This is a genomic window from Serratia sp. OLAL2 (assembly GCF_002752475.1).
Classification (GTDB): Bacteria; Pseudomonadota; Gammaproteobacteria; order Enterobacterales; family Enterobacteriaceae; genus Serratia; species Serratia bockelmannii.
The window spans coordinates 230,167-249,575 of the sequence record NZ_MSTL01000021.1; the positions used below are offsets into that span (position 1 = coordinate 230,167).

Genomic DNA, 19,409 nt, shown 5'->3' on the forward strand with positions numbered 1-19,409 from the left:
TCATTTCCCTAAAAGATTTGAACCAGGGAAACCACCGAAGGAGAGCGGCTGGGCGTCACCAAACCTTTTTCTGCATGAAGAAACACGGCCGCCACAAACGTCCAACGCGGGATCGTCCACCGGTTGATCATCTTTGTCGAAGCCGGCAATGCCGCCGTAGTCGCAACCTCTTCCTGTACGATACCAACCGCGAATACACCACGTGCACAAACCATGGATTTGCCGTGACGGCAATTGTTGCCCCTGTAAATCAAAAGGTGTGGCCAGTTGGAATTCCACGACGGTGTTAGTCTCAGCAGTTTTGCTATCGATATAAAATACCTGCACCCGTTCCTGACTGGCATCCGCCAGCGAATTGCCTGCCGGAAAGTTGCGCGCATCAAGGTATTTCACAAAGGTCTGATGCACGGAGACTTTGGCCTGGACAAGATCGCTGTACGCCAGACATAACGCAGTCACCACATTGCTGATATTAGCAACGCGCAGTTTCGGCGTAGGCTGTGAACCGTCGGTTGTCGTGGCCAAGCCGGTAATTTCATACGGGTAAGCTTCATATTCCTGGCCCCGCCACCAAATTGACCTGGGCTTCAGGCGTTGCTCTTCCCCTGCAGACGCGGCAAGTTCCTCAGACTCCCAAGGAAGGCTGTGCGCATGGAAGCGCAGGATGTCCGCGCCAAAACTGGTCCCATCAATTTCAATCAATTGGATAACTTCACCGGGCTCTAATTTTTGCACATCGCTGTGATATGACATGGCTCCCCCTACACCCCGAAGGCCTGTTCAAAGGTAAAACTCACCGAAAACACATTGCGTGAAAGCGGTGATACCGTGATGGAGTCAGATTTGACTCTAAACAGATTTTTTCTGCCGCCGGGCGGCGTCCAGAAAAAGGCGCGGATCACATGCGCATTTAAAAAAGACAACAGCGACTCCGTAACCGTAGGATGGCCGGTATAGACCAGCTGCCAGGATTGGGTAACGCTGTTTAACCCATTGCTGCTGATTTGCTTATATCCGTCGCCAAACTGTGCGCTGCGGACATTGTGAGAAAAGTTGCCGACAGGTGCCGCCTGCGTGCGCCATTGGAAAGTATCGATTGGCATATTTACTCCAGACATAAAAAAACCCGCCGTAGCGGGTTGTGACCGTTTATTTCGTAGTTTCAGCACCGATAAAATCAGTGTGCTCCCGAGGCATTCCAAATTAATCCCCCCGGTTTTAGTTCTTTGCTCAACCGTTCGGTAATCGCTTGATTGACGATACCCTGTACGATTTTCCCCATCCCTCCCGCAGGAGACTCGCCGGCGTTACGCGCATTGCCATCCTGGCTCATCACCACAGTACTATTTACCGTAATACCGCCTCCCCGATCGCCTTTCAGTCCGAACATCGGTGCACGCTCGCCAACCAAACCACCGTCAGCGTAGCCGCGCATCATGGCGTAAAGATGACCTACGCCAATACGCTGCGTCGCCTCCTTGGTCATGACAAATTCACCGCGATGCACAACGCCGGCAGCATCATACTTGCCGCCATCACCGGTATACCCACCGGAGGACTTCAACCCCATCGGCACCGCCCCAGGAGTGTTACCGCCCGAAGAAGCATCTCGGGCAATCCATCCCATGGCTTTTTGCACCATAAATGCCACCAGCAACTGATTGATAACCTGGACGATCATTTTCAAGATAGAGGAAGTAAACTCTTGGAAACTGGTTTTTCCAGTGGTGACCATATCCGTCAACATTCCGGAAAGGCCGTTAAAGGTGGCTCGCCCAACATCCGCCATAGAGGCGTAAACGTTGGTCGCAGTATCCAGATATTCGCTCCATCCTTTACGCGCACCGGCGAGCCAGTCGCCACGAACCTTATCTTCAGCGGCGAATGTGTTTGTCAGCTCACTCACCATATTTGCCGCAAACGGGTTTTCTTTATTCTCCCGACTCAACTGCTGAAGCTCACGACGGCGTTGCAATTCACGTTCACTCATTCCGCTTTCTTGCAGTACTTGCTGGGATTTTGAGCGTTGTTGATTAATGTAATCCGCCGCAATATGGCCGTAGTCGGGCTTTTCTTGCCCTTTCGCCGATGAGACAGGGGCCGCTACCGCCGTGGGTGAATAAAATCCGGAGCGCTTATTGCGCTTACCCAGCCACGTGTCTATTTGCTCACGGCTGTCCCCCTTGTGAACAGGCGGTTGTTCCGCCGTCATGGCCTCACGATACCCTGAAAGACCGGCACTGATTCTTGCGTGCCCCTGAAAGATGCTCTCTTCTAACTTAGTGGAGGTCTTCTGGCTGTCCTCAACAATTTTTTTATTCGTCTCAATAAAACCGTTAAGAAAATCAACGTGGGCCATCTTGGCGATAGGCCCCAAAGAATCAACGATAAAGCCGGAAATCAACCCATCGCCTTTTGTGATTAACAGCCTGACTTCATCGATAAGCGTGCCCACGATGTCCTTCACGAGCCTGGCCATGGCCAACATATCCACGCCAACGCCATGTGCGGCATCAGAAGCCCATTTTTTCACGTCAATCCACATCAGCGACAGCGGAGACATGCTTTCCATGATAGCCGCAGACTGCCTGCCGGTCTCATCACCATAGAGCTGCATCGCCAACGTAGTCGCTTCGGTGCTTTTTCCCGCATCAACCAAACGAGAGACATGCTCCAACATCTCAACGTTGACAAAACCATATTGCTTACCCAACTCCGCCAATCCTCTAACGGGATCGTCCGCTATTTTACGGAAGTTGGCTTCAACCTCTTCAGCGGTCACCTCGGTCACCGCACCAAGATCCTGCGTAGCTTTGGCAATAATGCCTATCTGCGGCGCGGAATAACGTCCCAAACGGTTCAAAGAAGCGAGCAATGATTCATTCGAACTGATGCTGCTGTTCGTCATTGAACCGATAGAAACTGCCAGAGACTCCATTTGGCCAATCGAGTTGAAGGCCTGGCCGTTGGTCATAATGATGGAGGTCCGCATATTATCGAATGATTCACGGACGTTATAGCCCCAACTGGCCAACGTTGCGACACCGCCGATAACCCCACCCAAAGCGGCGCTGGTGGTCGCCAACAATGGGCGTAATGCTTGCAGCGTATTGCTTACGCCACCAAAGGAAGTGACCAGTTGTGCCCCATGATTTAGCGCAACTTTCCAAACAGGCTCCCCCGACGCCAATGACGACACCAAACCCAACATATTGGCTGATAGAGTGTTTAATGTTTCCTTATAGGCTTTGGCATTATTATTACCAGCATGCATATCAGCAGCTTGCTGACCCATTTGCCTTCTTAGTTGCTGCAGCGCCGCCCCATGGCGCCTTAAACCTTGCTCATCGAAGGCGCTGCGGGAAACTGAACTCTGGGTTTGACGTTGCTGCCGAATCAACTTGTCCAATTCATTATTTAACGGACTCAGCCGAGTCCACATCTGATGTAAACTATCGCTATAGCGGCGGAGATCCTGTGCCCCACTGCGAAAAGCGCGATTCAGCACATCGACTTTACCGACGGTTGCCGAAGCGTTACGTTGCAAGTCTTTCAATTCTTTATTCGCACGCTGCAAATCATCGGTATGAATACGCAGCGTCATGGTTGCAATATCTGCCATGTCTGGCTCCTCACCACAACAAAAGCCAGCACGGGGCTGGCACCCTCGCAGGCGATCATTTTCGGTGAATGATTCTTAGCGCTGCGTTTTCCATAATACGGATATCATTTAATGTGCTCGCCTCGTCATCTACCGCATAAACCTTCATTAACCAAGCCAGACAGTTATAATCCAACCCGGTGACACCATTCATTCCGATACGCCACTGCGTCGCCATCATCTGGAAAATAGTGACAGCTGATACCATATCCGGCCAGATTTCCAGAGTGACCGTTTCGTAGTCATCTCTCGTTAATCCAAATGCGGCAAGCTCTTCGGGAGGGGGTTCAGACGTGTAGAAAGCCTCGGCAAGCGCCGTCAGTTTTTTTCCCGTACCACCATCAACTCTTTGGTATACGCAGTGGCAATTGCATCAAACGCGCGCGGATAGTTATCAAGCAATGTGATAATGCTTTCTCTATTCAACATGTCGGGCAATGCCCATCCATCACAAATTTCGTGCAAGAAATCGGCCATAGGTTCATTGTTGTAGCTACCCGCCTCCAATTGCTGTTCGGTTGCTTCGCGCAGCGATTTTTCCAGCGTTTCCAATTGGCTGCGTTTTTTATGTTTGAACGAAAATGTCAATATTCCATCCTCGCTTCCCGCACGTGGAATAACGACGTCAATGCTAAAGGTTGGGGTTGGGTTAAGGGTAAATTCAGTCATCATGAAAAAGCTCCAAGAAAAAATAGTGTCGTTGAAAAACAGGCCTTACCGAGATAAGACCTGTTTGCCTTAACGATTAAAGGGTAGTTTTATAGAAAGTCATGTCGCTGGACTGAATTGCCAGCGATACGGCCACAGTTTCCACCTGGTTGACAGCCGTTGTTGGTTGAGGGTCAAAAGATGGAATTGCTGACCAATAGCGCAGCTCGTTGGCTTTAGGGACGTACATATAAAATGCCAAAACATCGCCATTACGATCCGCATTCTGCAACACGCTATAAATTGGCTGTGTCGAATCGTGAGCGAAGGTAAAGGTCTGCGTTTTCGCCGCCTTGAATGTTGCCAGGTTACGTTGACGATCATCCTCTAGAAACTGAACCTGAGCATATTGTTGATCGCCGCCCGACTGAGCCACTTCGGTAATTTGCGGAATTTGGGTCCAGTTGGCGACTTTAGTCAGCGCACCTTTACCGATACCGGCAGGGAAAAACTTCACATCCGAAGTATTGATCGCGCCAATAGTAACGCTGGTATCGGTTGAGGCAGTGATCTTGGCGACCAAGTCATCAATCAGCCCCCAGCCTGAATTGACAATGACAATGTCCCCAATTTTCAAACCATGGCCTGTGGCCAGAGTAAATACCGCGCCATTAGCGTTGCTCACCGCCGTCGTTGCTACCGTCGAAGTAGCAGGGATACCGGCAAATACAGTTGCGCCATTAGGTAATGCAAAACTCATGGTAATTCTCCATTTTTAGATATAAAAAAACCGCCAGGAGGCGGTAACAGATAAAAAGAAAAACATCATTTTGATGTACTTCTTCATTGCATTTAAAATCGGTTACGTCTCAGTGCATTAGAAACCTTATGACTGAGACCAATAACTGATACTAACAGGAATGATATAGCTATCTTCTTTCTGAATAGCAGGTAAAATACTGGCTGGAGCATTAACACTGCAGCTCAAATAATCATCGGAAAGCTCGGCACCATTGGGAAAAAGTGACAACACCCGCTCCGCTAACAGATAGCCTTCATGGCTCCCCTCGCCTTTTTTGATCACAATATTGATCTGATAATTCCCGCTGTATACAGTCACATCCTGAGAAACACCAATCCCCTGATTGACTGCAGGAACAATAAATGGCTCAAGATGCAATACCGCACTTCCCTCAAAAGGGAAATTTGCCAACGTGTAGTCGATATTGTTTTTTTCCGCCCATTGCAACAGTACCGACTCAAACAAATCCTTTATCTTTAAGGTACTCAACACAACCTCCAAATAATTTAATCCATAAATCCTCTCATGCGCATCAGGAATTGACACAACCCTACACGGTGTTTTTCTAAACGATAATGAAATTTAGAATTAATGCCTCATGCATATCAACTTCAGATGTTATCAAGCTACATGATAAAATTCGAAGCGAAAAGAATTATTTTATTATTTTTTAAATTAAAAAAATAAAACAAACAAAAACGCCCCGATAAACGGGGCTATATAAAAATGTAAGAAATCTCAATGTTTATTATGAATGCGCTAATAACTTTCCATCTGCAATTTTATTTCCTCATGAGATAAACATCCATCTATAAAGCCTTCTGCAATTTGCATTTGCTGACGAACTCTCCCTTCAGAGCATTTCCAACCACGTGCGATAGCCGATTTTGATTCGCCATACACATAGTGACGCAGAATCAATTCCAACTCTTCTGGTTGGCGTATAGCCTGCAATCGAGCGACGGCACGATCGACAGCCAACCCGTCTTCATCACAACAAGAAAGGCGATTCTTTGCCGTATGTGGTAACAATCCCTTAAAGCCCGCAGCGATATGAGAGTATCCCATCGAAGGATGTTCCCGTGCCCATCCTCCCCACCGCATCAATATCTGCTGTATGTCTCTCATGCCCCTCCCTAGAATGTACCTTATGAATTCACTTCCCCTCAAAAAACGAACTAAAGGTACATTAAACCTGACTTTAACCACCAATAAATGTACCCATTGGATACATTATGCATATAAAAAATAGTTATACAAGTAACTTGTACCTTTTTGGTACATATGCTGTAATAATGATATGAAAACGATCGAAGAAATCCGGCGGGAAAACGCCAGAAAATTGCGCGACGGCGTGGGCGGCAACTCAAACTTCGCTGCCATGTTGGATCGCGAAGCGACGCAAATCAGCCGAGTTATCGGCAAAAACCCCACAAAAAAAATTGGCGACGATCTCGCTCGCCATATGGAGATTTGTTTTTCTCTTGCTACCGGATGGCTGGATAAAACCCATGACGCCGCCGCCGGCCACACCAACATTCAGGAAACATCGTACGGCAACGATAAAAAGATAAAATTGGTTCCGGTGATATCCTGGGTTCAGGCAGGAGCCTGGACGGAAATCGCGTTTTCAGAGGTTGATTTGATTCAAACAGAACACTATCCCTGCCCTGTCGCCTGTGGGGAAAGGACCTACATTTTGCGTGTGGTCGGCGATTCAATGAGCCCGGAATACTCCCCTGGCGATCTGATTTTTGTCGATCCTGATGTTACTCCCTGGAATGGCGATGACGTGATCGCTTTAATGAGCGACTTCGGCGAAACCACATTTAAACGTTTTATTGAAGAGGGCTCAGAGCGGATGCTAAAAGCGCTCAATCCTGATTGGCCGGAACGTTACATCCCAATCAACAGCAACTGCCATATCATCGGTACTGTTATCTTTTCGGGTAAATCTCGTCGCCATCGATAAATCCGCTGTCTCATGTCTCATGTTACGCCGCAATCATTCTCCTGAGGGATAGCGGTTTTCTCACTCAACGACTGCGCTTGGCGTGGCGCTCAAAGTTTTCTGCCTTGGCCTGCGCCGATTTACGCAACGTGACATAACAAGCGCCCTCGCCGCCGTCGCGCGGTAAGGCGCGGCAAAATGCCTGTACCTGTTCAAACTGTGCCAGCCACTTGGCGACGTAACTGCGCACGATATTCGGATGGCTTTCGTTCTGCCGCCCGCGGCCGTGCACGATCAGCAGCGAACGCAGGTTTTGCGCCTCCGCCTGCATAATGAAGCGAAACAGCGCCTGCCGGCTGGTTTCAACCGGCTGACGCAGCAGGTTCAGCGACGCCTGCGGCGGGTAACGCCCGTTGCGCAGTTTGTCCAGCACGCCCTGCTGAATGCCTTCCCCTTTGAACTCCAGCGGCTGTTCACAGGGGATCACCTCGAGAAAATCGGTGCTGAGGAAGTTTTCCTGCCGCAGCCGCTGCGCTTCGCGCCGCGCGCTTTTGTCCACCGCCGCCTGCGGCTTGAGGTACAGCGTCTGCCGTCCGCTCTCCAGCGGCACCACGTCCGCCATCGCCTGTTCAAAAAAGTCTTTTTCCTGCTCGCTCATGTTCCACCTCTCTTGAACGGCAGCCTTTACGGCTGGGAATGGGGACGATTGTAAGACGCCTTGGCGCGGTTGCAAGCCGGGAATTGTCAGCGGCATTTGTCTCATTTGTCGTCAACGGGTGAGCTTGCGAACAGTTTTCGCTATACTGCTAAGCCATCATTGAGTGCCGCAAAGGATCGAGCCCATGACAATGCGCGAGCTGGAAATCCAGTTTCAAAATGCGATGAATGAGTTGCAGAGCAGCTTCGAACGGCAACACCGCGAATGGCAGCAGAGCTACCAGGCGCTGCAGCAACTGCTGGAAGAAGCCAAACAGCGCGAAGCCGCGCTGCGGGCGCAGAATGAACAACTGGCGCGCAAACTGAGCACCGCCAGTTCGGTGCCGGAACAGCATGCGCTGGTCAAGCAGATCAAAATGCTCGGCGCCCATCTGGACGCGCTGGCCAAAGACGCGGCCACCTTCAATCACCACCTGCGCCAACAGAGCGCGGTCGGTAATTTCAGCGGCGAACAGCATTGATAGCGGGCGCTGTCGCACAGCGCCTCCCGCCCCTCTTCTGGCGTATTGAGAGTGTAATAAAGCCTAAATGACCTGGATCATCCTCGCCGCCCTGATCGTCGTATTCATTATCGGTTACCGCATCTTGACGTCCGACACCCGCAAAGCCATCGATTCGCTGGCCCATCTGCTGAGGGTCAAGCCGATGCTGATCGAATCGATGATCCAGGAAATGGGCGGCCGCCAAAGCCAGACCTTTATCCGCATGCTGAACAACGGCTACACCGAAGAGATGCACCAGGCGGCTTATCTGCTGTTCATCTACCTGACGTTTATCAAACAGGCGGACGACGAGCAGATTGCCCTGTGGCGTGACGTGCTGCTGCGCGCCGGGCTGTCACCGGAGCTACACGCCGAGCACACCGAAGCGGCGCTGTTTTACTTCGCCGAGCTGGATATTGATGCGTTTGAACTGGCGCAATTCCGCCGCGCCTACAACGAGCGTTTCAACCGCGAAGCGTTGGCCCACGGCTGATAGCGTCCCCCGGGTCGGGGGACCGATTACAGGAACATGCTGTAAAGGTAGCGCGAAAGCGCTTCGCGCGAGCTGAAGCCGTGTGCGATGCCGTAGCGCTGGTTCGGGGTGTCGCTGCTTAAATCCAGGGGAAACTCCAGATACTGCTCGCTGAAGCGCACCGGGGAGGTCGGCGTGGCGAAATGCACGCTTCTCTCTTTCAGCGCCGGGTGGATCACCAACGCGGTTCTGCCCATCCGCGCTTCGCGATTCACATACACGTAGTGTGCGCCCTTGCGGTAACCATAGGCCTGATCGGTGACATAATCACGCTCAAAGCCGGTATTCTCCAACACTTTAGCCACTTCATCCGGCCGTAAATACATCGATTCCTCCTCTCATTCTGGACCGCTGAGCGACCTTACCGTAATCATTCACCGAAACAATGATTTTCTGGGAAGGAATCCGGGTTTCGGACTATTCCTGAATCAGGCCCGGCTGCGCTGCAGCAGGCGCAGGGTGAGCAACACCCCGAGCGCCACCAGCAGCGCCGCCGCCAGATAGATCGACGGCACGCCCATCTGCCCGATCAGTAGCCCGGCCAGCGGGCCGGTGATGCCCAGCGCCAGGTCGAGGAACGCCGAATAGGTGCCGAGCGCCGTGCCCTGGTTCTGCGGCGGCACCTGTTTCACCGCCTCGACGCCCAGCGCCGGGAACACCAGCGAGAAACCGGCGCCGGCCAGCAACGCGCCGGTTTGCACCATCCAGGGCTCACCAGCCTGCCAGATCAACAGCAGCCCGACGATCTCAACCAGAAACGACGCCAGCGTCACCTTCAACCCGCCGTGGCGGTTAATGACGTTGCTGAAGATCAGGCGAATACCGACGAAGGCGCAGCTGAACAGCGTCAGCGAAAACGCCGCGCCGCTCCAGCCTTTGTCGGCATAGTAAAGTGTGATGAACGTGGCGATCACGCCGAAACCGACGGTGCCCATCGCCAGACCGAGACCATAGGCCCAGATGCGGCCGAACACCGCGCTAAAGGCGATGCGCTGCCCGGCGGCGATCGAGACGTCCGGCTTGCCGCTCGCCAACAGCAGCGCCACCGCAACCGCCAGCACGATCAGCGCCGCCACCCCGGCCAATCCCCACTGCTGATTCAGGTACACGCCAAGCGGCGCCCCGGCCGCCATCGCCCCGTAGGTGGCAACGCCGTTCCAGGAAATCACCCGCGCGGTGTGCATCGCCCCGACCCGGCCGATGCCCCATAGCGTGGAACCGGTGCTGGCGAAGCTTTCGCCGACGCCGAGAAACACCCGCCCCACGCACAGCAACAGCAGGCTGAGCCACGGGTAACCGTCAACGCCGAACGCCAGCGCGTAAAACAGGCCGCTGGCACCGCAGCAGGCCAGGCCGAACAGCACCACCTTCTTCGGCCCCAGCTGATCGGCGTAACGCCCGGCGTGCGGGCGGCTGAACAGCGTGGCGAAGTATTGCGCGCTGATGATAAGGCCCGCCAACACCGAGTTGTAGCCCAGGTGGTCATGCACAAATCCCGGCAACACCGCCAGCGGCAGGCCGATGGTCAGGTAGCAGACGAAGGTGAACATCACCACGGACAAAATACGTCGGTTCAGCTGGAGGTTATTTTCTGCGGTCATCGAAGGTGGCTCGCATCGGACGGGGTAGACGAAGCCCTCCAGCATACCCCGATGAGATTTGATGATAAATGAGAGAGTTATAACGAATTATTATTTCGCTAACGATTTTGCCGCCACCCGCGCGCGCAGAAAATCGATAAACGCCCGCACCTTCTCCGGCACGTGACGGGTATTCGGGTAGAGCGCATAGATGCTCTGCTCAGGGAAACGGTGATCCGGCAGTAACCGCTGCAGCCTGCCGGCATCGATGTCGGGCTGCGCCAGCCACGCCGGCAGCAGCGCCACCCCGGCGCCATGCAGGGCGAACGCCAACAATGCCGCAGCGCTGTCGCCGGTAAGCGTGGCGGCGTCCGCAACCTTGAACAGCACCGCTTCGCGCTGCGGCGTGACCACCTGCCAGCTGAGCGGCGAACTGAGCCGGCTGTGGGCGATCCACTGCGCCTGCGCCAGATCCGTCAGCGAATGAATCGGCCGGTCGGCCAGATAACCCGGCGACGCCACCGGAAAAATGGCAAAGCTGTCGATCAGCGCCGCGCGGTGGCTGGAATCCGCCAGTTGGCCCAGACGGATCGCCACGTCGAAGCGCTCAGAGATCAGATCGGCATGATAAGAAGAAGAGACATGCTGGATGCGCAGCCGCGGATGCTGTCGTGAAAATGCCGCCAGCGCCGGCACCACCACCTGGGCGCCGTACTCCGGCGTGCTGGTGATACGCAGCACGCCACTCAGCCCGTGATGATCGCGACGCACGTCGTCCAGCACATTTTCCGCCTCCTGCAGCAGCTGCAGGCTGCGCTGGTAGAAGCGTTCGCCGGCATCGGTCAGCGACAGCCGCCGGGTGCTGCGCGCCAGCAGTGACACCCCCAGCTCGTTCTCCAGCTGCTTGACGTTAAAGCTCACCACCGCCTTGGTTTGCCCCAGCGCCGCCGCCGCCGCGGTAAAGCTGCCCGCTTCCACCACTGCCGCAAAGATCGCCAGACGCTGCAAATTCAGCATTTCGTCGCCCTTATTGTCAAAATAATTTTGACAGTGTAATCGCCCGCCGCCGATTTATCCGCACTTTTCCCCCCGATACACTGCTCGCCTTCAACCGGAGGCACCATGTCTTATCGCAGCAAAGTGGCAATCGTCTATCTGCTCGGCTTTTTCGTCGATCTGATCAATATGTTTATCGCCAACGTCGCCTACCCCGCCATCGGCCAGGCGATGCGGGCGTCGGTCAGCCAACTGGCGTGGGTCAGCAACGGCTATATTCTCGGCCTGACGCTGGTGATCCCGCTCAGCGCCTGGCTGGCGCAGCGCATCGGCGGACGGCGGGTGTTTCTGCTGTCGCTGGCGTTGTTCATGCTGGCCACCCTCGGCGCGGGCAACGCCGACAGCATCGGCGCGCTGATCGGCTGGCGCACCCTGCAGGGCATGGGCGGCGGCTTGCTGATCCCCATCGGCCAAACGCTGACCTATCAGCTGTACCGCAGCCATGAACGCGCCGGGCTGTCGGCCGCCATCATGTTGGTGGGGCTGCTGGCGCCGGCGCTGTCACCGGCGCTGGGCGGCTGGCTCGTCGATAGCCTGGACTGGCGCTGGGTGTTTTTCGCCAACCTGCCGCTGGCGGCCCTGGCACTGGCGCTGGCGGCGCTGTGGCTGCGTGCGGAAACGCCGACGGCGGCGCGCAAACCGCTCGACGCGACAGGATTACTGAGCGCCTGCGCGGCGCTGACGCTGCTGCTGCTCGGCCTGACCCGGCTGAGCGAAGCCGGCCATCAGGTTTCCGGCGCGGCGCTGCTGGCCACCGGTCTGCTGGTGCTGGCCTATTATCTGCGCCATAGCCTGCGTACCCCGCAGCCGCTGCTGAACCTGCGGCTGGTCGCCGATCCGCTGCTGCGCAACGCCATGGCGGTTTATTTGTGCATTCCCGGCCTGTTCATCGGCGTCAGCCTGGTGGCGATGCTGTATTTGCAAAACCAGCTGGGGATGCCCGCCGCACAGGTCGGCGGCCTGATGCTGCCCTGGGCGCTGGCGTCGTTCCTGGCCATCACGCTGACCGGCAAAAGCTTTAACCGCCTCGGCCCGCGGCCGCTGCTGATCGCCGGCTGTCTGTTGCAAGGCGCCGGCATGCTGACGCTGGCGCAGATCGACCTGGCCGGGCAGCACGCGTTGCAGATTGCCGCCTTCGCCCTGATGGGGTTTGGCGGCAGCCTGTGCAGCAGCACCGCACAGAGCAGCGCGTTCCTGCAGATCCCCGACGGCCAATTGGCGGACGCCAGCGCGCTGTGGAACATCAACCGCCAGCTCAGTTTTTGCCTCGGCGTGGCGCTGCTCAGCCTGCTGCTGAATCTGCTGCTGGCCGTGTTGCCGCCCGCGGCGGCCTACCGAACCTGCTTCATTCTGGCGGGCGCCAGCGTATTTATCCCGCTGTTGCTGTGCCTGCGCCTCGCCAACCGCGCCATCGTGCGCCAACTCAACGCTCAACAGGATGCTTTATGAACCCGTATTTTACCGAAGTGATCGACGCCCACATCGCCATTGAACGCTGGCTGGGCAAAGGCGCCGGAGAAGAGCAAGCGCTGCTGGCGCGCTTTACGCCGGAATTCAGCATGATCGCGCTGAACGGCGCGCCGCTGGATTTCACCGCGCTGTGCGCTTTTTTCCGCGCGCATCGCGCCGCCAAACCGGGATTGGAAATCGAGATAGAAGAGATGAAGCTGGTGGCCGAATGGCCGACGGGCGCGGTAGTCAGCTACCGGGAAAAACAGAGTCTGCCGGGACAAAGCGCCACGCTGCGCTACTCCACGGTGGTGTTTGAACGCCTGCCCGACGCGCTCGGCTGGCGGCATTTGCACGAAACTGCCGCAGCGCAATGATCACAGGAAGCTGCCGGCCAAAAACAATTCCCAACCGACGATCACCCCACACAGGGTTACCGCGCTGAAAATGACTTCAAACAGATAGCGATGGATCATCGTTCGTCGCCTCAAAAGAAGACACCCGGAAGAACCGGGTGTCTGGAATACGGGCTGGAGAGTGCGGAACCTTCCGGTTCCGCAACCATCACTTAATTAAGCTTTTTTACCGGCTTTTTTGTGGTGTTTTTTAGCGGCCTGAGCTTTCTGCACTGGCGCTTTTTTGTGGTGTTTTTTAGCAGCCTGGGCTTTCTGAGCTGGTGCTTTTTTGTGGTGCTTTTTAGCGGCCTGAGCTTTCTGGGCTGGCGCTTTTTTGTGGTGCTTAGCTTTCTTGTGATGCGTTGCTTTAGCTGGCGCTTTTTCAGCAGCAGCCGCTGGCGCAGCGGTAGTGGTGGTCGCAGCTGGCGCGGTGGTGGTAGCCGGAGCAGTAGCTGCGGTATCAGCAGCGAAAGCAACAGAAGACAGACCCATAGTGGCAGCAACGATCAGCGCTAATACTTTTTTCATCTTTAAATCCTCAGAGTGTTGTTTCGGTAAGCCCCGGTGGAGCCGTTGAAACAGATACTAGTGGAATCAAACCGCCGTTTCCGTGAGTGATTGGTTTCGCCGAGTAACCAAATGTACAAAGCCCAAGCGCCGGCAAACACCTGCGTGACGGCGGTTTTTTTCCGTGATCGGCCACACAAATCTCGGCATGGTCTACACTTAAAAGACATGTGTCGAAATGGAGAGCTGAATGTTTAAGAAAGCGGAAAGAACAGAACGCGATATCGATCAGGACGTCACTCTGTTGGCCGATACGCTGGATGAAGTGTTGCGCGAGTCCGGTGACAAGACCAAAGAGGAACTGAAAGAGCTGCACAGCAAGGCGAAAGGCGTGCTGCGCGACGCTCGGGCGCGATTCAACGGCTCCACCAGTCTGACACAGCATGCGCGCGACGCCGTCGATCAAGCCGACAGCTATGTGCGTGACAAACCTTGGCAGGGCGTAGGGATCGGTGCCGCCGTCGGCATCGTGCTCGGCGTGCTGCTGGCCCGGCGTTAACACCCCTGCAGTCATAAAGATAAAACAGATGTGCGTCTGGCCCGCGGAAATCGCGGGCCGTTTAATTTTAGCGAAACAGCTGCGCCAGCCCCTGTACCGCCCGCTCCGCCTCCTCTCGCCGGCTGAAATTGGCGAACCCCAGCAGTAACCCTTGCCCCACCGGATGGTCGATTCGCCAGTCCGACAACGCCTGCACCGCCAGCCCCTGCTGCCAGGCTTGCGCCGCCAACGGCGCATCCGCCAAGCCGTCGCGCAGCCGGGCCAACAGCTGAATGCCGCCCTGTTGCGGCACCGTCGTCAGCCACGCCCCCAGCTGCCGCTCCAACGCCTGCGTCAGCCACTCGCGCCGCTGGCGGTACAACGGCCGCATGCGTTTCAGGTGGCGATAGAAATGCCCTTGCCGGATAAAATCCGCCACGCCGGCCTGCAGCAGCGGCGGGCAACCGCAGCCACGCAGCCGGCTGCTGCGCGCGAATGTTTCCGTCAGACCGACGGGCACCACCAGATAAGCCATGCGCAGCGCCGGGAACAGCGTTTTGCTGAAGGTGCCGGCGTACAGCACCCGACCCTGAACATCGAGGCTTTTCAGCGGCGGCAGCGGCCGCCCGTGATAGCGAAACTCGCTGTCGTAGTCATCCTCGAGGATCCAGGCCCCGCGCTGCTGCGCCCAGTCGAGCAGCGCCATGCGCCGCGCCAGGCTGAGCGAGATGCCGAGCGGGCTTTGATGGGTCGGCGTCACCACCGCCAGCCGCGCCTCAGGCGCCGTCAGAATACCGGCGGCCACGTCCATGCCCTGTTCATCCACCGGCACGGCGACCGGCCTGACGCCGGCGGCCTGCAGCAGCGGACGCGTGACCGGATAGCCGGGATCTTCGATCCATACCGCGTCGCCGGCATGTAACAGCGTCTCCGCCACCCAGTCCAACAACGCCGGATAACCGGCACAGAGGAAAATTTGCTCCGGCCGACAGCTGATGCCGCGCGACAAATGCAGGTAATGGGCGATCGCCTCACGCAGTTCAGGCAGGCCGCCGGCCGGCGGCAGCGCCAGAGAAGCCACCGTGGAACCGCGCAGCTGGCGGGCGACAATGCGCTGCCACAGCGCCCGTGGAAACGCGTCCAGCGCCGGTACCCCCAGCTGGAAAGGCTGCAGCATGCCTTGCGGCTGCAGCGGATCGGGCGCCATTGCCGCCAGCGGTGGCGCAGCGGGGACCGCGCCCGGCGGCATGTGTGGCAGCTGCGGCGAGACATAGGTGCCCGCCTGCCCGCGGCTCTGCAAGAAACCTTCGGCAATAAGTTGCGCGTAGGCGCTTTCCACCGTAGCGCGCGCCACGCCCAGATCGCTCGCCAACCCGCGCACTGAGGGCAACCGGCCGCCTGCCGCCAGGCTGCCCTGGGTAATGGCGTCTTTAATCCGCTGGTAAATCTGCCGGTACAGCGGCTCGGCGAGCCGGCTGTCCAGCCGCAGCGAGGTCAGGAAAGTTGGCATTATGGCCCGGTTAAATAATCATTTTATGGCCCTATAGCATAGACCATAAGGCCGCTAAAGTAGCGCCATGATTTCGTTACTACCGATTGAGGTTGACCATGATTAAGCAACGTTTGAACTATGCCGAGCTGGCGCCCACCCCGTACAAAAATATGGTGGGCGCGCTGATGGCGCTGGAGAAAGGCGCCCTGGACAAGGCGACCATCGAGTTGATGTTTATGCGCGTTTCGCAGATCAACGGCTGCGCCTACTGCCTGGACATGCACGGCAAAGCGCTGCGTGAAAGCGGCTTCAGCCATGCCAAGCTGGATACGCTGGCGGGCTGGCGCGTCAGCCATGAATTCAGCGAGCGCGAGCGCGTCGCGCTGGAATGGGCCGAGTCAGTGACGCTGATCGCCGCCACCGGCGCGCCGGACAGCGCTTTCGAGGCGCTGAAAGCGCACTTCAGCGATACCGAGATCGCCGATCTGACTTTCGCCATCAGCATCATGAACGCCTTTAATCGTCTGGCCGTCAGCATGCGTCAGTAATGCGCTCGACTCCCCCTCTTCACTGAGAGGGGGAATTTCTCACCCGCAAAAAATTTTTCCCTCGCCTTTTCCAGCCCCAGCGCGGCCTGCGCACCCAACCCCACAAAACACCATATATAGCGTGGTTGATAAAACAAATATCTACATATAGTATTTTATGAGTCAGCCGCAGGGAATGTCGTTCGGTTGATAACGCCGTCAGAAACGCCAGGAACGATGCTCCGTTATCTGACTTGCCCGCCTTTCCTTCAGCCTAAAGGTAAATGCGAATCATGAGCATTATTATTTACAGTAAGCCGGACTGTGTCCAGTGCAACGCCACTTATCGCGCATTTGATAAACAGGGGATTGATTATCAGGTGATCGACCTCACCCAGGATCAGCAGGCGCTGAACCACGTTAAATCCTTAGGTTATCAGCAGGTTCCGGTGATTATCGCCGGTGACGACCACTGGTCCGGTTTCCGGCCGGACAAAATCGGCGCGCTGGCGCTCACCTGCTGAGGCTCGACGATGAATCCGCTGGTCTATTTCTCCAGCAGTTCGGAGAACACCCATCGGTTCGTTGAGAAACTGGGCCTGCCGGCGATCCGCATTCCGATCGCCGGCGCCCGCAGCAAATTGCTGATGGAACAACCCTATATCTTGATCGTACCCAGCTATGGCGGCGGCAGCGCCGTCGGCGCGGTGCCGATCCAGGTGATCCGCTTTCTCAACGTTCCGCAAAACCGTTCATACCTGCGCGGCGTCATCGCCGCTGGGAACACCAACTTCGGCGCAGCGTACGGCATCGCCGGCGACATCATCGCCAAAAAATGCCAGGTGCCTTTTTTGTACCGCTTCGAGCTGCTCGGCACGACGCAAGACGTTGAAAACGTTAGACAGGGAGTAACCGCATTTTGGCAACGACAGAACTGACCAGGCCCGAGACGGGCGCGCTGGATTACCATTCGCTCAACGCGATGCTCAATCTTTACGATACGGAAGGCCGGATCCAGTTCGATAAAGATCGGCTGGCAGCGCGGCACTACTTCCTGCAGCACGTCAACCAAAACACCGTGTTCTTCCATAACCTGGAGGAAAAGCTGCGCTATCTGGTGGAGGAAGGCTACTACGAGCCGCAGGTGCTGGCGCAGTATGAATTCCCGTTTATCAAGCAGCTGTTCCAGCAGGCCTACGCCAAGAAATTCCGCTTCGAGACCTTCCTCGGCGCCTTCAAGTACTACACCAGCTATACACTCAAAACCTTCGACGGCAAGCGCTATCTGGAACGCTACGAAGACCGGGTGTGCATGGTGGCGCTGACGCTGGCGGCGGGCGACACCGCCCTGGCGCAGGATCTGGTGGAGGAGATGATTTCGGGCCGCTTCCAGCCGGCCACGCCGACTTTCCTCAACTGCGGCAAACGCCAGCGCGGTGAGCTGGTCTCCTGCTTCCTGCTGCGCATCGAAGACAATATGGAATCGATCGGCCGGGCGGTGAACTCCGCGCTGCAGCTGTCGAAACGCGGCGGCGGCGTGGCCTTCATGCTGAGCAATATTCGCGAAGTGGGCGCGCCGATCAAACGCATCGAGAACCAGTCCTCCGGCGTCATTCCGATCATGAAAATGCTCGAAGACGCCTTCTCCTACGCCAACCAGCTCGGCGCGCGCCAGGGGGCCGGCGCGGTGTATCTCAACGCCCACCACCCGGATATCCTGCGTTTTCTCGACACCAAGCGGGAAAACGCCGACGAGAAGATCCGCATCAAGACGCTGTCGCTGGGGGTAGTGATCCCGGATATTACCTTCGAGCTGGCGAAGAACAACGAAGAGATGTACCTGTTCTCGCCCTACGACGTCGAACGGGTGTATGGCACGCCGCTGTCTGAAATCAGCGTCAGTGAAAAATACCGCGAGATGGTGGACGACAAGCGTATCCGCAAGTCGCGCATCAACGCGCGCGAGTTCTTCCAGGTGCTGGCGGAGATCCAGTTCGAATCCGGTTACCCCTACGTGATGTTCGAGGACACGGTCAACCGGGAGAACCCGATCGCCGGGCGCATCAACATGAGCAACCTGTGTTCGGAGATCCTGCAGGTCAACCGCGCCAGTACGTATCACGAAGATCTGAGCTACGATCGCATCGGCAAGGACATCTCCTGCAACCTCGGCTCGCTGAACATCGCCAAAACCATGGACGCGCCGGACTTCGGCAAGGCGATCGAGACCGCGATCCGCGCGCTGACCGCGGTGGCCGACATGAGCGATATCCGCTCGGTGCCGTCGATCGCCGAGGGCAACCGCAGCGCCCGCGCCATCGGCCTGGGCCAGATGAATCTGCACGGTTACCTGGCGCGCGAGCGCATTTTCTACGGCTCGGAAGAAGGCATCGACTTCACCAACCTCTATTTCTATACCGTGGCCTATCACGCCATCCGCGCCTCGAACCGGCTGGCGATCGAACGCGGCGGCGCGTTCGACGGCTTTGAGCACTCGCGCTATGCCAGCGGCGAGTACTTCGACAAGTACACCGAGCGCGACTGGCTGCCGCAGACTGAGCGGGTGCGCGAGCTGTTCGCCGCCGCCGGCATCGCCATTCCGGGCCGCGACGAGTGGCGCGCGCTGCGCCAGTCGGTGATGATGCACGGGCTGTACAATCAGAACCTACAGGCGGTGCCGCCGACCGGTTCCATCTCGTACATCAACAACGCCACCTCCAGCATCCATCCGATCGTCTCGCGTATCGAGATCCGCAAGGAAGGCAAGATCGGCCGCGTTTACTACCCGGCGCCGTACATGACCAACGACAACCTGGCGTATTACCAGGATGCCTACGAGATTGGCCCGCAAAAAATCATCGATACCTATGCCGCCGCAACGCAACACGTCGATCAGGGGCTGTCGCTGACGTTGTTCTTCCGCGATACCGCCACCACCCGCGACATCAACCGCGCGCAGATCTACGCCTGGCGCAAAGGCATCAAGACCATTTACTACATCCGCCTGCGCCAGATGGCGCTGGAAGGCACCGAGGTGCAGGGCTGCGTGTCCTGCGCGCTGTGAGGCAACTT

The 19,409-nt window shown here is 56.6% G+C and carries 24 protein-coding genes; 10 read left to right on the plus strand and 14 right to left on the minus strand.

Annotated features, from left to right (window positions below):
- The 8 genes from BVU99_RS24340 to BVU99_RS24375 form a co-directional block, all read right to left on the minus strand.
- The gene (locus tag BVU99_RS24340; protein WP_099816879.1) at nt 1–753 is read right to left on the minus strand and encodes a phage minor tail protein L; all 753 of its coding nucleotides are present in this window, start codon (nt 751–753) and stop codon (nt 1–3) included.
- Nucleotides 754–761: 8 nt separating this feature from the next.
- Nucleotides 762–1,103 (minus strand): phage tail protein, encoded by a 342-nt coding sequence (locus tag BVU99_RS24345; RefSeq protein ID WP_099816880.1) that lies wholly within the window; start codon nt 1,101–1,103, stop codon nt 762–764.
- A gap of 74 nt (nt 1,104–1,177) precedes the next feature.
- Nucleotides 1,178–3,622 carry a phage tail tape measure protein gene (locus tag BVU99_RS24350; protein WP_099816881.1) on the minus strand — a complete coding sequence of 815 codons (2,445 nt, stop codon included), beginning with the start codon at nt 3,620–3,622 and terminating at the stop codon, nt 1,178–1,180.
- A 55-nt stretch (nt 3,623–3,677) separates the two neighbouring features.
- The gene (locus BVU99_RS25375) at nt 3,678–3,983 is read right to left on the minus strand and encodes a DUF1799 domain-containing protein (RefSeq protein ID WP_099816882.1); all 306 of its coding nucleotides are present in this window, start codon (nt 3,981–3,983) and stop codon (nt 3,678–3,680) included.
- Nucleotides 3,980–4,333, minus strand: coding sequence for a phage tail assembly chaperone (locus BVU99_RS24360; RefSeq protein ID WP_099816883.1), 354 nt, complete (start codon nt 4,331–4,333; stop codon nt 3,980–3,982). Before BVU99_RS24360 ends, BVU99_RS25375 begins: the two co-directional genes overlap by 4 nt.
- Nucleotides 4,334–4,406: 73 nt before the next feature.
- The gene (locus BVU99_RS24365; protein ID WP_019455562.1) at nt 4,407–5,069 is read right to left on the minus strand and encodes a phage tail protein; all 663 of its coding nucleotides are present in this window, start codon (nt 5,067–5,069) and stop codon (nt 4,407–4,409) included.
- A gap of 126 nt (nt 5,070–5,195) precedes the next feature.
- Nucleotides 5,196–5,600 carry a phage tail terminator-like protein gene (locus BVU99_RS24370; protein WP_168186788.1) on the minus strand — a complete coding sequence of 135 codons (405 nt, stop codon included), beginning with the start codon at nt 5,598–5,600 and terminating at the stop codon, nt 5,196–5,198.
- A 270-nt stretch (nt 5,601–5,870) separates the two neighbouring features.
- Complete coding sequence (locus tag BVU99_RS24375; protein ID WP_099816885.1) at nt 5,871–6,239, minus strand: antiterminator Q family protein; 369 nt, start codon at nt 6,237–6,239, stop codon at nt 5,871–5,873.
- 172 nt (nt 6,240–6,411) lie between these two features.
- Between BVU99_RS24375 and BVU99_RS24380 the strand changes: the two genes are divergently transcribed.
- Nucleotides 6,412–7,083: a S24 family peptidase gene (locus BVU99_RS24380; protein WP_099816886.1), complete on the plus strand. Its 672-nt coding sequence runs from the start codon at nt 6,412–6,414 to the stop codon at nt 7,081–7,083.
- Nucleotides 7,084–7,147: 64 nt separating this feature from the next.
- On the opposite strand, the gene smrA is transcribed toward BVU99_RS24380, so the two are convergent.
- Entirely contained in the window at nt 7,148–7,720 is a 573-nt protein-coding gene (smrA, locus tag BVU99_RS24385) for a DNA endonuclease SmrA (RefSeq protein ID WP_099816887.1), read from the minus strand.
- Between the two features lie 184 nt (nt 7,721–7,904).
- Between smrA and BVU99_RS24390 the strand changes: the two genes are divergently transcribed.
- Both BVU99_RS24390 and BVU99_RS24395 read left to right on the plus strand, forming a co-directional pair.
- On the plus strand, nt 7,905–8,240 hold the full coding sequence (locus BVU99_RS24390; protein WP_004928976.1) for an MbeD/MobD family mobilization/exclusion protein: 336 nt from the start codon (nt 7,905–7,907) through the stop codon (nt 8,238–8,240).
- A 67-nt stretch (nt 8,241–8,307) separates the two neighbouring features.
- Nucleotides 8,308–8,754, plus strand: a complete 447-nt coding sequence (locus BVU99_RS24395) for a DUF1198 family protein (RefSeq protein WP_025303978.1) — start codon at nt 8,308–8,310, stop codon at nt 8,752–8,754.
- A 26-nt stretch (nt 8,755–8,780) separates the two neighbouring features.
- Here BVU99_RS24395 and BVU99_RS24400 read toward each other — a convergent pair whose 3' ends face one another.
- The 3 genes from BVU99_RS24400 to BVU99_RS24410 form a co-directional block, all read right to left on the minus strand.
- Nucleotides 8,781–9,119, minus strand: a complete 339-nt coding sequence (locus tag BVU99_RS24400; protein ID WP_025303979.1) for a DUF2002 family protein — start codon at nt 9,117–9,119, stop codon at nt 8,781–8,783.
- A gap of 102 nt (nt 9,120–9,221) precedes the next feature.
- The gene (locus tag BVU99_RS24405) at nt 9,222–10,394 is read right to left on the minus strand and encodes an MFS transporter (protein ID WP_025303980.1); all 1,173 of its coding nucleotides are present in this window, start codon (nt 10,392–10,394) and stop codon (nt 9,222–9,224) included.
- Between the two features lie 90 nt (nt 10,395–10,484).
- Nucleotides 10,485–11,390 (minus strand): LysR family transcriptional regulator, encoded by a 906-nt coding sequence (locus tag BVU99_RS24410; RefSeq protein WP_025303981.1) that lies wholly within the window; start codon nt 11,388–11,390, stop codon nt 10,485–10,487.
- A gap of 105 nt (nt 11,391–11,495) precedes the next feature.
- Here BVU99_RS24410 and BVU99_RS24415 point away from each other — a divergent pair, with 105 nt between their 5' ends.
- Entirely contained in the window at nt 11,496–12,878 is a 1,383-nt protein-coding gene (locus BVU99_RS24415) for an MFS transporter (RefSeq protein WP_099816888.1), read from the plus strand.
- Nucleotides 12,875–13,255 (plus strand): DUF4440 domain-containing protein, encoded by a 381-nt coding sequence (locus tag BVU99_RS24420; RefSeq protein WP_043138374.1) that lies wholly within the window; start codon nt 12,875–12,877, stop codon nt 13,253–13,255. Before BVU99_RS24415 ends, BVU99_RS24420 begins: the two co-directional genes overlap by 4 nt.
- Before the next feature lie 195 nt (nt 13,256–13,450).
- Here BVU99_RS24420 and asr read toward each other — a convergent pair whose 3' ends face one another.
- Entirely contained in the window at nt 13,451–13,801 is a 351-nt protein-coding gene (asr, locus tag BVU99_RS24425; protein WP_004928953.1) for an acid resistance repetitive basic protein Asr, read from the minus strand.
- Between the two features lie 229 nt (nt 13,802–14,030).
- On the opposite strand from asr, the gene BVU99_RS24430 reads away from it, so the two are divergent.
- The gene (locus BVU99_RS24430; protein ID WP_004928950.1) at nt 14,031–14,339 is read left to right on the plus strand and encodes a YqjD family protein; all 309 of its coding nucleotides are present in this window, start codon (nt 14,031–14,033) and stop codon (nt 14,337–14,339) included.
- Between the two features lie 67 nt (nt 14,340–14,406).
- On the opposite strand, the gene BVU99_RS24435 is transcribed toward BVU99_RS24430, so the two are convergent.
- A complete protein-coding gene (locus BVU99_RS24435; protein WP_043138379.1) occupies nt 14,407–15,831 on the minus strand; it encodes a PLP-dependent aminotransferase family protein in 1,425 nt (474 codons plus the stop codon).
- Between the two features lie 95 nt (nt 15,832–15,926).
- On the opposite strand from BVU99_RS24435, the gene BVU99_RS24440 reads away from it, so the two are divergent.
- The 4 genes from BVU99_RS24440 (at nt 15,927) to nrdE (ending at nt 19,401) form a co-directional block, all read left to right on the plus strand.
- Entirely contained in the window at nt 15,927–16,358 is a 432-nt protein-coding gene (locus tag BVU99_RS24440; RefSeq protein ID WP_099816890.1) for a carboxymuconolactone decarboxylase family protein, read from the plus strand.
- Between the two features lie 272 nt (nt 16,359–16,630).
- Nucleotides 16,631–16,861: a glutaredoxin-like protein NrdH gene (gene nrdH, locus BVU99_RS24445; RefSeq protein WP_004928934.1), complete on the plus strand. Its 231-nt coding sequence runs from the start codon at nt 16,631–16,633 to the stop codon at nt 16,859–16,861.
- A 9-nt stretch (nt 16,862–16,870) separates the two neighbouring features.
- A complete protein-coding gene (gene nrdI, locus BVU99_RS24450; protein WP_004928930.1) occupies nt 16,871–17,275 on the plus strand; it encodes a class Ib ribonucleoside-diphosphate reductase assembly flavoprotein NrdI in 405 nt (134 codons plus the stop codon).
- Nucleotides 17,257–19,401 (plus strand): class 1b ribonucleoside-diphosphate reductase subunit alpha, encoded by a 2,145-nt coding sequence (nrdE, locus tag BVU99_RS24455; protein ID WP_099816891.1) that lies wholly within the window; start codon nt 17,257–17,259, stop codon nt 19,399–19,401. Before nrdI ends, nrdE begins: the two co-directional genes overlap by 19 nt.
- The last annotated feature ends 8 nt before the right edge of the window (nt 19,402–19,409 follow it).

Coding starts and splice junctions, on each gene's coding strand:
- BVU99_RS24340 (WP_099816879.1), bottom strand. CDS start 753: ATGTCATATCACAGCGATGTGCAAAAATTAGAGCCCGGTGAAGTTATC.
- BVU99_RS24345 (WP_099816880.1), bottom strand. CDS start 1,103: ATGCCAATCGATACTTTCCAATGGCGCACGCAGGCGGCACCTGTCGGC.
- BVU99_RS24350 (WP_099816881.1), bottom strand. CDS start 3,622: ATGGCAGATATTGCAACCATGACGCTGCGTATTCATACCGATGATTTG.
- BVU99_RS24360 (WP_099816883.1), bottom strand. CDS start 4,333: ATGATGACTGAATTTACCCTTAACCCAACCCCAACCTTTAGCATTGAC.
- BVU99_RS24365 (WP_019455562.1), bottom strand. CDS start 5,069: ATGAGTTTTGCATTACCTAATGGCGCAACTGTATTTGCCGGTATCCCT.
- BVU99_RS24375 (WP_099816885.1), bottom strand. CDS start 6,239: ATGAGAGACATACAGCAGATATTGATGCGGTGGGGAGGATGGGCACGG.
- BVU99_RS24380 (WP_099816886.1), top strand. CDS start 6,412: ATGAAAACGATCGAAGAAATCCGGCGGGAAAACGCCAGAAAATTGCGC.
- smrA (WP_099816887.1), bottom strand. CDS start 7,720: ATGAGCGAGCAGGAAAAAGACTTTTTTGAACAGGCGATGGCGGACGTG.
- BVU99_RS24390 (WP_004928976.1), top strand. CDS start 7,905: ATGACAATGCGCGAGCTGGAAATCCAGTTTCAAAATGCGATGAATGAG.
- BVU99_RS24395 (WP_025303978.1), top strand. CDS start 8,308: ATGACCTGGATCATCCTCGCCGCCCTGATCGTCGTATTCATTATCGGT.
- BVU99_RS24400 (WP_025303979.1), bottom strand. CDS start 9,119: ATGTATTTACGGCCGGATGAAGTGGCTAAAGTGTTGGAGAATACCGGC.
- BVU99_RS24405 (WP_025303980.1), bottom strand. CDS start 10,394: ATGACCGCAGAAAATAACCTCCAGCTGAACCGACGTATTTTGTCCGTG.
- BVU99_RS24410 (WP_025303981.1), bottom strand. CDS start 11,390: ATGCTGAATTTGCAGCGTCTGGCGATCTTTGCGGCAGTGGTGGAAGCG.
- BVU99_RS24415 (WP_099816888.1), top strand. CDS start 11,496: ATGTCTTATCGCAGCAAAGTGGCAATCGTCTATCTGCTCGGCTTTTTC.
- BVU99_RS24420 (WP_043138374.1), top strand. CDS start 12,875: ATGAACCCGTATTTTACCGAAGTGATCGACGCCCACATCGCCATTGAA.
- asr (WP_004928953.1), bottom strand. CDS start 13,801: ATGAAAAAAGTATTAGCGCTGATCGTTGCTGCCACTATGGGTCTGTCT.
- BVU99_RS24430 (WP_004928950.1), top strand. CDS start 14,031: ATGTTTAAGAAAGCGGAAAGAACAGAACGCGATATCGATCAGGACGTC.
- BVU99_RS24440 (WP_099816890.1), top strand. CDS start 15,927: ATGATTAAGCAACGTTTGAACTATGCCGAGCTGGCGCCCACCCCGTAC.
- nrdH (WP_004928934.1), top strand. CDS start 16,631: ATGAGCATTATTATTTACAGTAAGCCGGACTGTGTCCAGTGCAACGCC.
- nrdI (WP_004928930.1), top strand. CDS start 16,871: ATGAATCCGCTGGTCTATTTCTCCAGCAGTTCGGAGAACACCCATCGG.